Below are 12,672 nucleotides of genomic sequence, written 5' to 3'. Positions count from 1 at the left end.
TTTAAAGTGAAAAAAATATGAAGGGAGCACAAATTTTCATTTGGCCCCCTCATCTACTTTTATTATTATTTATTACTTGACGTCAAAGCCAGTGTCTTCGATTTCAGATTTTAGTTTATCAATCGTGACTTGGTTTTCATTAAATTCCACTGTCACTTCTTTATTTTCTAAACTAACCTCAGCTTTCGTTACTCCTTCAAGCTTTGAAAGTGCTCCTACTACCGAAAGTCATTCCATTTACTTTAATTGTTTCTTTTACCATTTACATGTCTCCTCTTCAATTGAAATTCTTTTCAAAGCTTTATCCTTTTTAAACGTAAAGCATTGCTAACAACAGAAACTGAACTAAAAGCCATCGCTGCTCCTGCTATCCAAGGTGCTAGTAAGCCCGCAGCTGCAATTGGCAAACCAATGGAATTATAGATAAATGCCCAAAATAAGTTTTGTTTAATAATCCGCATTGTTAATTGACTCATCTTAATTGCTTGTGGAACAGCCATTAAATATCCACGCATTAACGTGATATCAGATGCCTCAATTGCGACGTCTGTTCCTGTTCTTATGGCCATCCCGATATCAGCGACCGCAAGCGCAGGAGCATCATTAATTCCATCACCAATCATAACGACTTTATGCCCTTGTTTCTTTAACTCTTCCACTTTTTCGCTTTTTCACCAGGCAATACTTCAGCGAATACTGAGTCAATTCCGACTTGATCAGCGATTGCTTTAGCCGTTCGTTCATTATCACCTGTTAGCATGACGACTTGAAGCCCCATGCTTTTCAGCTGGTGGACCGCTTCTTTTGACGTTTCCTTCACTTCATCAGCAACAGCAACAATGGCCGCTAATTTACCATCTTTTGCAGCAAGCATCGCAGTTTTGCCTTCGAGTTCAAGTCGAGTCATCATTTCTTCATGCTGATCCTCAATCACAATACCATAATCATTCACTAGCCTTCTAGTCCCGACAATCGCTTCCGCTTGATCGACCGTTCCTTTTATACCTCTACCAGGTATAGCCTCAAACTTTTCAGGTTGTACGATTTGTACGTTTCTAGCTCTAGCTCCTTTGACAATCGCTTTTGCTAAAGGGTGTTCTGAATTTTGTTCAAGACTTGCAATCCATTGTAGTGTTTTTCTTCATCTGAAATATCATAAACAAACAAGTCTGTTAGAGCTGGTTCACCTTTGGTAATCGTTCCTGTCTTATCAAATACTACAGTACTTATTTTATGAGCGGTCTCTAATTGCTCTCCACCTTTAAATAATATCCCATATTCAGCGCCTTTTCCTGTACCAACCATGATTGATGTTGGTGTTGCTAATCCTAATGCACACGGACAGGCAATTACTAAAACAGCTGTAAAATTAATCAGCGCTACTTCAAAACTTGTTCCTAAGATAAAGTACCATAATACAAAGGAAAATACAGCTATTCCAAACGCCATTGGAACAAAATAACCAGAAATAACATCAACCATTCTTAGAATAGGAGCTTTTGATGTTTGAGCTTCTTCTACTATTTTTACAATTTGTGCAAGCGTTGAATTTTTACCTACTTTTGTCGCTTTTAATTGCAAACTTCCATGGGTATTAATCGTTGCTCCAATAACATCATCGCCTACTTTTTTATCTAAACTGTTATTCTTGTATATTATTTACAATTAATTATGTAATATTCTAGCAACTAGTTGAGGTTTCATCCAGTTTTTTGTATAATTTTTAATAGATGTAAAACAAAGGAGAACATCATGGATAAAGACGCAGATATACTTTCAACAATAGAAGAACAACGAAATAAGTTAGTAACGATAGGACTAATTTACGGATTAAGTTCTCCTATTGCAGTAAAAAAAAGTCAAGAACTAGATAAACTGTTAAACTTCTATGATCAAATCAGACATGAGAATGAGAGAGTACAAGAATTAGAAAAGCCTTAACTCCTACATAAACAAAGAGTTAAGGCTTTTTTTATTTACGATACATTCACTTCTTCTGTAACTCCTTGTTGTAGTAAGTACATTTTATGGTATAGACCTGATTGGTTCAGTAATTCTTCATGATTCCCTTGTTCGACAATCTCTCCTTGATGGAGAACGATAATATGATCCGCATCTTTAATGGTTGACAGCCTGTGGGCAATCGCAATCGTAGTTCTTCCTTTGCGCATTTTTTCTAAAGCGATTTGTATCGCTTCTTCCGTTTCCGTATCAACACTTGCAGTTGCTTCATCCAATATTAATATTTTGGGGTTAATCGCCATCGTCCTTGCAAAAGATAACAGTTGCCTTTGGCCACTCGATAATGTAGAACCACGTTCCGCCACTTCTGTATCATAACCTTTTGGTAGGTTTTTAATAAACGAATCAGCATGAACAAATTGAGCTGCATCTTTCACTTGTTCATCACTAATATGATCATGAAATAATCGTATATTCGATTTAATATCACCTGTGTAAATAAATGGGTCTTGTAATACTAATCCAAGACGGCTTCGTAACTCTTCATCTGAAAAAGACTGAAGTGGTTGACCATCTATAAGAATTCCCCCACTTTTCAGGTTGTAAAACCGCATTAAAATGTTAATAATTGAACTTTTACCACTGCCAGTATGACCTACGAGCGCAAGTGTTTCCCCTTCTTTGACTTTAAACGAAATATCTTTTAAAACATCTGTTTTTCCATCATATGAGAAGGTTACGTTCTTAAACTCAATCTCACCCTTAGTAATCTTTGACTGACTATTTCCTACTTGTGAAGGCGCTAGTTCATCATGGTCTAATAGTTTAAAGACCCTACCAGCAGAAACGATCGCTTGTTGGAACAATGAAAGACGCATCATCAGTTGATTGACTGGTTCAAAGAAGCGGTCTAAGTAATTTACAAATGCATACAAAACACCTATTTCAATCGGACTGTTTAAAGAAGTGATCCCGAAATAACTTAAAATTAAGATTAATGCTAAGATCGAAACAAAATCAACAGCAGGTCGAAGTAGGAGACCATCTAACTTCATACTCTTCATCCATGCACGTTGATGCTGATCATTAATATCTTTGAACTCTTTTCGCATCCGACGTTCTTGACGAAACAATTGAATAATCGACATGCCTTGAATGGATTCATTTAACTTCGCATTTAACTGGCTCAACTTCTCACTCATTTCCGCATAAAAACGAGAACTGAATTTACGATACATTTGCATAAGTAAAAAGAGGATTGGTAATAAGAATAAACAGAAAAACGCCAATTGAGCATTAAGGTAAAACATCGCAATAAAAATACCGAATAAAAAAATAATGTTTTGCACAAAGGTTGCTAAAACCGTAACATACAAATCTTTAATAGATTCCGAATCATTCGTAATTCGTGAAACTAAGCCCCCAGCTGGCGTTCGATCAAAAAAGGAAAGACCTAGCTTTTGTACTTTTGAGAAAACATCTATCCGCATTTGTTGAATGATCCTTAAAGCAATCTTTTGAAAAGTAAATAACTGAATATAATTTAAGATGACAGCACTCAAGTGAAGTATGATATACGTTCCCGCTAATATCAACAAAGCCCTGAACTCAAAAACTCGTGGTGTTAAATAATCATCTATAAAAATCTTTACAAGAATAGGACCAACTATATCTGCACCTGTAGCTAAAATTAAGAGAACAAATGCAAATGTCATTGTTTTTATATGTGGCCTAGTATACGCTAACAACCTTTTAAAAACAGCCCGTTGTTCTTTAGAACTAAGAACACGATCCTTATGTTGCATGATTGTCCCCTCCTTGTTGTACTAATGTTTCTAGCTGTTGATGTTCATACATTTTACGATACCAACCGTTTTGTACCATTAACTCTTTATGGTTGCCTCGTTCCATAATTTTGCCTTTATCTAATACTAAAATCAAATCTGCATGTTTAATAGCACTTAAACGATGCGCTGTGATTATAGTTGTCTTATTTTTTCGTTCATGGCGTAACGAGTGAAGGATTTGCTCTTCTGTTTTGGCATCCACTGCAGAAAGTGAATCATCTAATATTAGCATTTCAGGATCCAATATTAATGCCCTCGCTATAGAAATCCTTTGTTTTTGACCACCTGATAGCGTTACCCCTCGTTCTCCTACAATCGTTTCATAACCATCGGGAAAACGAACGATATCATCATGAATAGAAGCAAGCTTACTTACATCGATGATCTCTTGAATGGAGGCTGTCGGTTTAGCAAACGCAATATTATCTGCAATCGTTGCCGAAAATAAAAAATGATCTTGTGGAACATAACCAATCGCAGTTCGAAGTGCGTCAAATTCGTAGTCTTTTACAGAACGATTGTCTAACCTTACTTCTCCATTGGTTACATCAAACTCTCTCATCAACAACTTTAACATCGTTGTTTTTCCACTTCCGGTTTTCCCAACAATTCCAAGCGTTTGTCCTTTCTTTATACTAAAATGAATATCTTTTAAAACATTTTTGTCATCTTCACTATATTTAAACGAATTGATATCATACGAGATATTTCCTGCTGGCATTTGGTTATATTTCGCATCTGAATCACTAATTTCAATTTGTTCACTTAGTATAGAAGACACACGTCCATATGAAGCTCTTCCTCGTTCAACAATATTAAATAACCAACCAAAAGCTAACATTGGCCATATGAGTAAACCTAAATAAATCGTGAAACTCGTTAACTGTCCTATTGTCATATCATCTGTAATCACATACTTCGCACCGAATACAACGGCAAGAAAATAAGAGATACCAACAATCAATGAAATCGTTGGATCAAATAAAGCATCGACTTTTGCGACAGCGACATTCTTTTCTACAACTTGGTTAGATTTTGTCTTAAATGACTCTACATCCGCTTCTTCATGGCCGAATGCTTTCGTTACACGAATGCCCGTCATACTTTCTTGCACTTTATCATTAAGTTCCGAAAATGCTGCTTGTGCCCCTGCAAACCGTTTGTGTAATAAAGAGCCGTAATAACTCGTGGATAATGCCATAAAAGGCATTGGAATTAGGCAAATGAGCGTTAATTTCCAACTAATAGTAGCAGCCATTGTAATAATAACAAATCCACCCATAGTTAAAGAGTCGACTAAAGTGAGTACACCTGCTCCTGCTGTTTGTTCAATCGCCTTAATATCATTCGTCGAGTGCGCCATTAAATCACCTGTCCGACGCTTTTGATAGAACTTGCGCGACATATTTGTGAAATGCTCGTATAATTGATTACGTAACAACCGAGCCAACCTAATGGAAGCACCAAAAATCATAATTCTCCAAATATACCTTAATATATATGTAGCTATACCGATTAGGAGTAAGATGAGCCCCCATTGCATCAAGACTTCTCTAGTCAACGTCTTTTGTTCAATATGATCGACAATAATACCAACAATATAAGGTGGTAATAACGTTAAAAACGATACAACCATTAAAGTTAGAATTCCTAATCCATAACGACCCTTTTCTTTCTTAAAATACCACCATAAATCAATAAAGACCTTCATTATTTCCCTCATTTCTTTCTCTAAAGATAAGAAAAATATTAGTAATAGTACGAATGTTTCGAAAACCGAAACGACAAAATTATTTTAACAGAATGAAATGGATTAGGCTATAACTTTCCTTTCATATTTGCAATAAAAATGATCTGGCTTCCTAGTAAATATTATTTTGAAAATAAAGCACATTCAGGCGAAAGTCCACATGGAATTGCCAAAAAAAGCAAGAACAAAAAAACACCTCGGCTTGAGGTGCTTGTCCGTTTCATATTATTTATTTAGACGTTTGCTTTTGCATCGCCTTCATCATTTGATTAATTTTCTTTTGTGATGGATTTTGCCCCATTTGCATCATCATAACACGTAGCATTTGTTCATTAATAGGTGGGTTTTTTTTCAAATAGTTCATCATTGTTTTACGGGCAATAAAAAAGCCAATCGCAATTCCACCAATTAGGCACAATGTACCTACTAGGATATTAATCCACATAAAACTGCTTCCTCCTTCATGTTGAAAAACATTTCATCAATTTATTATAGAATGACTAGTACAATCTTACTTATTATAACGTAACCCACCTATGAATAAAAGACCTAAACCTAAAAACTTTATACGAGTTTTACTTGTTTAATGGGATTTAACCACCCATAACGATAAGTTGAAACATCTAAAGCAAAAAATGAAGGACTTAATTTTCTCATCACTTCAAAAAACATGGTCTCCGCCTCATAGGATCCTTCGCTAACTAAATGAATATAGTCAGGAAAAATAAACATTTGTGCCTTACTAAAAGGTTCACTAATTTGCAATCGATGAGTATGGTCAAAAAAGAAATAATCCGTACGATGTTTAAAAGAGGATAGAAGTCGATGTTGTAATTCAACCACTGGAATCGGATTTGAAATATATTTAATTTGTTTTTTGATAATCGCCTTATTTTCATCTGCTGCTCTAATTTCATCTAAGAATAAATGAAATAATTTTGACTCTTGTCCAAAGTAATGTTGGGAAACGTCTCCATTAATTAGGTAGATATCATATTTTCTCATTATAATCCCTCCACCATTTTAGACAAGTATAATATAAGGACGGAAAAATAATTGTCACTTTAATGGAGAACAAACCTTCTAATTTTGTCGATATAAGACATAAAAAAATGTAACTTAACTTCTTTACTGCCAATCTCTGAACAATTGCCTTAATTGTGGAATTTTACGAAACTGGGGATATGGTAAAGTTAATGAATTCTAAATGACTTATAAAAAGGAACCTTCTAAGAACAAAATCGCTAACGGGACTTTCACTCGCTACTCGTAATGTGCCGTTACATTCTGGACACTCTAATTCTACTTCTTCCCCTTCTACTAAATCATAGGAAAATTCACCAATAATAAACGGAGGAACCTGATCGATACAGCCACAATCAATACACTTAAATATTATGAACTCTTCTTTTTCACTTAAGTCAAGCTAGTCTCCAATGTCCTTAAATAAGTCATCTTCTTCTAGCTTTTGTTTATCCTGCTTTTTCTCGCTCATCACTTCTTCTCCTCCAATGTTTGATCATTTCAATTTCGTCCATATAATGATAGACCCAGCCATACTCCGAATGCCATATTCCTACTAGATCCATTTTCCCTTTACAGTGCGGACATTGAAGAGGATCAGTTTCAAAAGCTTCCATCATTCGTTGACGGTATGTTTTCTTTCTTCTCTTTTGTTCAAAGAGAAATTCAATCTGTTTCGTACGCATAAAGTTCCACACATTTATAATCTTTTTTGACTGCGTATTTTTTCGACGGCTGTACAGACCAAACCGTCCTACCATTCGAAAATGTTTTGGTGGTATATGTTGAATGAGCTCATAAATAAACCGATAAACAGACACTTTTTTATCGATCTTTTTGCCAGTCTGATGATCTTCGTACCAAAAGTGGACAGAGTTATAGTCATACTTTTCAATTCGATATTCGGCAATCGCTGGTCTAGCTAAATATCTCCCGATATATTTGGCAGCTCCTTTCGCATTCTTCATCTTTTTTACTGCATTCACATAAAAGCCATGAGGGTACCGTATGTATAGCTGATCAACTAACTGTTTAACATCGGCTCGATTTGGAAACCATTTCATCATTAAATCCATCAATAATTTTTGCCAAGACTTTCTCAAATAATTATAAGGAATGAAATCAATTGGAACCCATTCCTTCTCCTTATCAATTGCGCCCTCAGTAACCAATGCATGAATATGTGGGTTAAATTTCAGGTCTCTTCCGAATGTGTGAATAACAGTTATGACACCAACTTCTAACTGTCTTTTCTTATTTTTCTTCTTATACCAAAAATCAAATACTTGTGCTACTTCTTTAGCTAACTCATTTAATTTTTTACGATTTTTAAAGAACACCTGGCGAAGCTCTTTTGGTACAGTGAACACCATATGACGATGAGGGACATCTAATATACATTCCACTTGTTTTTCGGTCCATTCATCTGTATATTTCTTCCCACACCTGTGACAAAAACGACTCTTACATGTAAAACATACGAAAACAGGGTCTGGATTCCCTTCACACCCTAAACACTCGTACTTTGCATATCCCGTATCACTAGATCCACAACGCAGTTATTGTGTAGCTTCCAAAATCCATCAAAGTGATCCTTCAAAATTTGTTTAACAATACCTTGCTTCTTCACTGTACCGTTTCCTTCCCGATTTTTTTAATTCTATTTTACAACACACTTATCCACAGATTAAGATTTTTATAATTTCCTATACAACAATAGAAAAGAGACAGACTTATTATCCCTAAGTCCATCTCTTTCTGATCAGTAAAGAATTACTTTTGAAGCATTGCTTTTACACGAGCTACTACATTCTCAACAGTAAACCCGTACTCTTCCATAATTTTTTCTCCAGGTGCAGATGCTCCAAATCGATCGATTGCAATCACATCGCCATGATCACCTACATACTTACTCCAACCAAGAGAAGATCCCATTTCAATACCAAGACGTACTTTTACATCACTTGGGATGATGGATTCTTTATATTCAGCAGATTGTTTTTCAAAACGATCCCAGCTCGGTATACTAATAACAGAAGAATAAATACCTTCTTTTTCTAATACTTTTTGTGCTTCTACTGCTAACATGACTTCAGATCCACTTGCTAATAGAAGGGCATTCACGTCACCTTTTGCCTTAGAAACAACATAAGCCCCTTTCTTAACACCTTCATATGAAGTTTCTTGAGTCGTTTCTTGTGTTGTAAGGTTTTGTCGTGATAAAACAAGTAAGGTTGGTTGATCTTTACTTTCTAGGGCTAGGCGCCAAGCAGAAACTGTTTCATGACCATCTGCAGGACGAATAATAGAAATATCTGGCATAGCACGTAAGGACGCTAGTTGTTCTACTGGTTCATGGGTAGGTCCGTCCTCACCAACTGCAATACTATCATGAGTAAATACATAAATGACAGGTAGTTTCATTAGTGCAGATAGTCTTATCGCTGGACGTAGGTAGTCAGAGAATACAAAGAAAGTTGCCCCAAAGACTTTAACACCGCCGTGAAGAGCCATTCCATTAACTGCAGCACCCATTGCAAACTCACGAACACCGAACCATATATTTTTACCACTATAATCTTCACGATTAAAATTGCCGGTGTCTTTCATTAACGTCTTATTGGAAGAGGCTAAATCAGCCGAACCACCAATTAATTGTGGAATTTTCGAAGCAAATGCATTAATTGCATCTCCAGACGCAGAGCGAGTCGCAACACCTTTACCTACTTCATAAACAGGTGCATCATCAGCCCAACCTTCTGGAAGTTCCCCATTTACTGCCATTTCAAATTGTTTGGCCAATTCTGGATATGCATCTTTATACTTGGAAAATAACTCGTTCCACTCTATTTCCTGTTTTGCGCCTTGTTCTTTTACGTTTGCATAGTATTCAGCAACTTCATCAGGAATATGAAATTCATTATCAAATGACCATTGATAAGATTCCTTCGTTAACTTTACTTCGTCTGTACCAAGTGGTGCCCCGTGTGAAGCAGATTTACCCGATTTGTTTGGCGACCCGTAACCAATTGTCGTTTTCACTTCAATTAATGTAGGACGTTCATCTGCTTTTGCAGATTCAATCGCTTTTCCAATTTCATCAAGATCATTACCATCTTCCACACGAATAACTTGCCATCCATATGCATCATAACGTTTTGCGACATTCTCAGAAAAAGACATGTTTAAATCCCCGTCTAGAGAAATATCATTTGAATCATATAAAATAACAAGTCGGCCTAGTTTTAAATGACCAGCTAATGAAGCGGCTTCTTGTGAAACTCCTTCCATTAAGTCCCCGTCACCACAAATAGAGTACGTATAATGGTCTACGATTGGAAAGTTTTCTTTATTATATGTACTTGCCAAATGACGCTCAGCCATTGCCATTCCAACTGCCATTGCGACACCTTGTCCTAACGGTCCTGTTGTTGCTTCAACTCCAGGAGTATGTTTAAATTCAGGGTGTCCAGGTGTTTTACTTCCCCACTGTCTAAAGTTTTGTAACTCCTCGATGGACAAATCATAACCTGTTAAATGCAATAGACTATAAAGTAACATGGAACCGTGACCTGCTGAAAGTACAAAACGGTCTCGGTTAAACCATTCTGGATTATTTGGGTTGTGAGCCATGTATTTTGTCCATAATGAAAATGCCATTGGAGCTGCTCCCATCGGCATACCAGGATGTCCTGAATTTGCTTTCTCAATACTATCAATTGATAACGTTCTAATCGTATTTACTGCTAAAGTTTCAACGTGAGTTGTCATCCTTTTTATCACCCTTTCTATCATGTCAAATTGTATATATTCGTTTTTCATCATATACTTTCTTGACTGTTTTAACAAGGAAACAAGGTGAATTTTATCTGTCAAATATAGTTTTTACGATATTCAATTACACTATCCAACTCTAATGTTGGATCCCACCATTTCCCTTTTTGGCATCTTTTAGTTTTTGCGGGGTAACATCTTGCCCTTTTTCGTCGACAACTTTCACTGAATGAAGTTGCTGTTTAAACGAAGCCCGGAACGTTTGAACGTACTCTGCTCGTAATTTTTTCTGTTCTTCAGCCTCTTTCGTCGTCAATCCCGTAGTCTTACCTCTTTTGGCAAGTTCATTAATTCTTGCAATTTTCTCTTTAGATAACATATTAATTTCCTCCTAAAATACACATCCATTCTTCTATAAATGTACACGAACAATTTATATCATTCAACATTGTTCTCTTTATCCATGTATTCTAGGTACCTGCGATTGACGGTTGCTTTAGATGTATTGTACCCAAGTCCATTTAAAAAACTACTAATCTCTGAGAATGTAAGCCCTTTTTTTCTCAACTTAAGAATTTCATCGATTGGAATATCTTTCCTCTTTCTCCCACCCACCTGATGTCTTAACAAGTTTTTTTCAGGATCATACCCATTCTTTATTGCTTTTTTCATGCCTCTTTTAATTTTCATATTATGTAATTTTCGCTGGTATTCTTCAATGATACTAACAATATCCATTAGGATCGTATCCATCTCTGATGGCTCTAGTTGGTTTCCTAAATTGCAAAGCGTATATATTTTTTTATTCATCTTTCTAACTTGATATAATAAAGCAGTTTTCGTATTGCCTCTACCAAGTCGAGTATCATCTTGGATAAGTAGTACATCTACACCACCTCTAAGTAACTCCAATACTTCTATAATTCCTTCTCTATCATTTTCATATCCACTTTGACGTTCCTTTATCACTTTAACAACTTCAAAATCTAATCGGTTAGCTAAATCTAATAATTCCTCCGCTTGTCGATGTAGCGAGGAGGTTTGTTCCTCATTGTTTGTACTCACTCTACAGTAAACTACTGCTTTAATCATTTTTTCACCTACTGTTCGTATCTACTGGGATGGTTAACGTTTGCCCAGCTATTAAACTACTTTTTTCCATCTCATTCGTTTGTATTACCCAATGAATAAATTCCTCTATGGAGAATGGGTGCTCATAATTTGTTGCAAAGCCCCATAAAGTATCTCCTTCATTAACAACAACCTCAATAGTTTCAGTTATTCCTTGTTTCTCAGCACCCACGACAGACATAAAAGCAAAAAATGCTATAGAAAGTACAAATAATAATACTAGTGTTAATTCTTGTCGAGTTAAATTTACGAATTTCATCAAATACCACCTCATAGGAATGTATGTTCTTGTCTATTATTGTAAAAGAGAACACCCATTCGTGTCAATGAATAAATTAGAACTTATGTTTGCATCCCTTTTTTTGACATGCTATACTTTATTTAAGATTAATTGGATAAATGAGGTGTCATTGATGACAAAATTATCAAAAAGACAACAAGAAATCTTAGATTATATTAAAACTGAAGTACGAAAAAAAGGTTATCCACCTTCTGTTCGGGAAATTGGCGAAGCAGTGGGACTAGCCTCTAGCTCTACTGTACATGGTCATCTTTCTCGCCTTGAGAAAAAGGGACTTATTCGGCGCGACCCTACAAAACCGAGAGCTATAGAGGTTATTGACCAAGAACAAATAGGAGCGGAACAAGGTATTGACACTAGAACAGCATTTGTCCCAGTCATTGGTAAAGTTACTGCTGGACAACCTATTACTGCGATCGAGAACGTCGAAGAGTATATCCCATTACCTGAACGGTTAGTCTCAAATGATTCTGTCTATGTTCTTATCATAGATGGAGATAGTATGATAGAGGCTGGAATATTTGATGGAGATATGGTAATTGTTCGTCAACAACAAACAGCCAACAATGGAGACATTATCGTTGCTATGACTGAAGAAGATGAAGCTACAGTAAAGCGATTTTTCAGAGAGAAAGATTATATCCGACTTCAGCCTGAAAATTCAACAATGGAACCGATTATACTTAAGAGTTGTACAATTCTCGGAAAAGTGATTGGAGTTTTCCGAACCATTCATTAATTTTACAATTCAAAAAAAGAGGCTGGGACAAAACTCAGTAAATGGAATTAAAAGAGGCCCCGAGAACATTTTTTGTTCTCGGGGCCTCTTTCGTATGTATTTAAGTTTTTTCATTTTACAAAACAAAAAAAGGACAACCACTGAT

Annotated in this window: 11 protein-coding genes and 2 pseudogenes; 2 read left to right on the top strand and 11 right to left on the bottom strand. The window is 36.0% G+C overall.

Annotated elements, in window-relative coordinates; all coding sequences use genetic code 11:
* Window positions 1-72: 72 nt before the first annotated feature.
* Together BK574_RS29010 and BK574_RS00270 are read right to left on the bottom strand one after the other, a co-directional pair.
* A pseudogene (locus BK574_RS29010) lies at window positions 73-204 on the bottom strand (heavy-metal-associated domain-containing protein); the annotation flags it as partial.
* Window positions 205-293: 89 nt separating this feature from the next.
* Window positions 294-1,638: pseudogene (locus BK574_RS00270) on the bottom strand (heavy metal translocating P-type ATPase); the annotation flags it as partial.
* Between the two features lie 114 nt (window positions 1,639-1,752).
* On the opposite strand from BK574_RS00270, the gene BK574_RS00265 reads away from it, so the two are divergent.
* A complete protein-coding gene (locus tag BK574_RS00265; protein WP_075386087.1) occupies window positions 1,753-1,941 on the top strand; it encodes an aspartyl-phosphate phosphatase Spo0E family protein in 189 nt (62 codons plus the stop codon).
* A 35-nt stretch (window positions 1,942-1,976) separates the two neighbouring features.
* Here the strand turns inward: BK574_RS00265 and BK574_RS00260 are convergent, their stop codons facing one another.
* The 9 genes from BK574_RS00260 to yneA form a co-directional block, all read right to left on the bottom strand.
* Window positions 1,977-3,767: an ABC transporter ATP-binding protein gene (locus BK574_RS00260; protein WP_075386086.1), complete on the bottom strand. Its 1,791-nt coding sequence runs from the start codon at window positions 3,765-3,767 to the stop codon at window positions 1,977-1,979.
* Window positions 3,757-5,520 carry an ABC transporter transmembrane domain-containing protein gene (locus BK574_RS00255; protein ID WP_078427008.1) on the bottom strand — a complete coding sequence of 588 codons (1,764 nt, stop codon included), beginning with the start codon at window positions 5,518-5,520 and terminating at the stop codon, window positions 3,757-3,759. Before BK574_RS00255 ends, BK574_RS00260 begins: the two co-directional genes overlap by 11 nt.
* Before the next feature lie 268 nt (window positions 5,521-5,788).
* On the bottom strand, window positions 5,789-6,004 hold the full coding sequence (locus BK574_RS00250) for a YneF family protein (RefSeq protein WP_075386040.1): 216 nt from the start codon (window positions 6,002-6,004) through the stop codon (window positions 5,789-5,791).
* Window positions 6,005-6,123: 119 nt separating this feature from the next.
* Complete coding sequence (sirA, locus tag BK574_RS00245) at window positions 6,124-6,564, bottom strand: sporulation inhibitor of replication protein SirA (RefSeq protein WP_078427007.1); 441 nt, start codon at window positions 6,562-6,564, stop codon at window positions 6,124-6,126.
* A 467-nt stretch (window positions 6,565-7,031) separates the two neighbouring features.
* A complete protein-coding gene (locus BK574_RS28020) occupies window positions 7,032-8,141 on the bottom strand; it encodes an IS91 family transposase (protein WP_274379452.1) in 1,110 nt (369 codons plus the stop codon).
* 214 nt (window positions 8,142-8,355) lie between these two features.
* Window positions 8,356-10,353, bottom strand: a complete 1,998-nt coding sequence (gene tkt, locus BK574_RS00235) for a transketolase (protein WP_075386038.1) — start codon at window positions 10,351-10,353, stop codon at window positions 8,356-8,358.
* A gap of 142 nt (window positions 10,354-10,495) precedes the next feature.
* Window positions 10,496-10,735 (bottom strand): DUF896 domain-containing protein, encoded by a 240-nt coding sequence (locus BK574_RS00230; protein WP_075386037.1) that lies wholly within the window; start codon window positions 10,733-10,735, stop codon window positions 10,496-10,498.
* Between the two features lie 59 nt (window positions 10,736-10,794).
* Window positions 10,795-11,445 carry a YneB family resolvase-like protein gene (locus tag BK574_RS00225; RefSeq protein WP_075386229.1) on the bottom strand — a complete coding sequence of 217 codons (651 nt, stop codon included), beginning with the start codon at window positions 11,443-11,445 and terminating at the stop codon, window positions 10,795-10,797.
* A gap of 7 nt (window positions 11,446-11,452) precedes the next feature.
* The gene (gene yneA, locus BK574_RS00220; protein ID WP_078427005.1) at window positions 11,453-11,746 is read right to left on the bottom strand and encodes a cell division suppressor protein YneA; all 294 of its coding nucleotides are present in this window, start codon (window positions 11,744-11,746) and stop codon (window positions 11,453-11,455) included.
* Between the two features lie 154 nt (window positions 11,747-11,900).
* Here yneA and lexA point away from each other — a divergent pair, with 154 nt between their 5' ends.
* Window positions 11,901-12,527 (top strand): transcriptional repressor LexA, encoded by a 627-nt coding sequence (lexA, locus tag BK574_RS00215; protein ID WP_075386035.1) that lies wholly within the window; start codon window positions 11,901-11,903, stop codon window positions 12,525-12,527.
* Window positions 12,528-12,672 lie beyond the last annotated feature (145 nt).

Origin of the sequence: Alkalihalobacterium alkalinitrilicum (assembly GCF_002019605.1) — a bacterium.
Classification (GTDB): domain Bacteria; phylum Bacillota; class Bacilli; order Bacillales; family Bacillaceae_F; genus Alkalihalobacterium; species Alkalihalobacterium alkalinitrilicum.
Note: the sequence above shows the minus strand (reverse complement) of the source record. Positions and strands in the feature narration are given on the sequence as shown.

What these genes read in the sequence shown, in the direction of transcription:
- BK574_RS00255 (WP_078427008.1), bottom strand. Translation starts at nt 5,520, where the DNA reads ATGAAGGTCTTTATTGATTTATGGTGGTATTTTAAGAAAGAAAAGGGT.
- BK574_RS00230 (WP_075386037.1), bottom strand. Translation starts at nt 10,735, where the DNA reads ATGTTATCTAAAGAGAAAATTGCAAGAATTAATGAACTTGCCAAAAGA.
- BK574_RS00265 (WP_075386087.1), top strand. Translation starts at nt 1,753, where the DNA reads ATGGATAAAGACGCAGATATACTTTCAACAATAGAAGAACAACGAAAT.
- sirA (WP_078427007.1), bottom strand. Translation starts at nt 6,564, where the DNA reads ATGAGAAAATATGATATCTACCTAATTAATGGAGACGTTTCCCAACAT.
- yneA (WP_078427005.1), bottom strand. Translation starts at nt 11,746, where the DNA reads ATGAAATTCGTAAATTTAACTCGACAAGAATTAACACTAGTATTATTA.
- lexA (WP_075386035.1), top strand. Translation starts at nt 11,901, where the DNA reads ATGACAAAATTATCAAAAAGACAACAAGAAATCTTAGATTATATTAAA.
- BK574_RS00250 (WP_075386040.1), bottom strand. Translation starts at nt 6,004, where the DNA reads ATGTGGATTAATATCCTAGTAGGTACATTGTGCCTAATTGGTGGAATT.
- tkt (WP_075386038.1), bottom strand. Translation starts at nt 10,353, where the DNA reads ATGACAACTCACGTTGAAACTTTAGCAGTAAATACGATTAGAACGTTA.
- BK574_RS00260 (WP_075386086.1), bottom strand. Translation starts at nt 3,767, where the DNA reads ATGCAACATAAGGATCGTGTTCTTAGTTCTAAAGAACAACGGGCTGTT.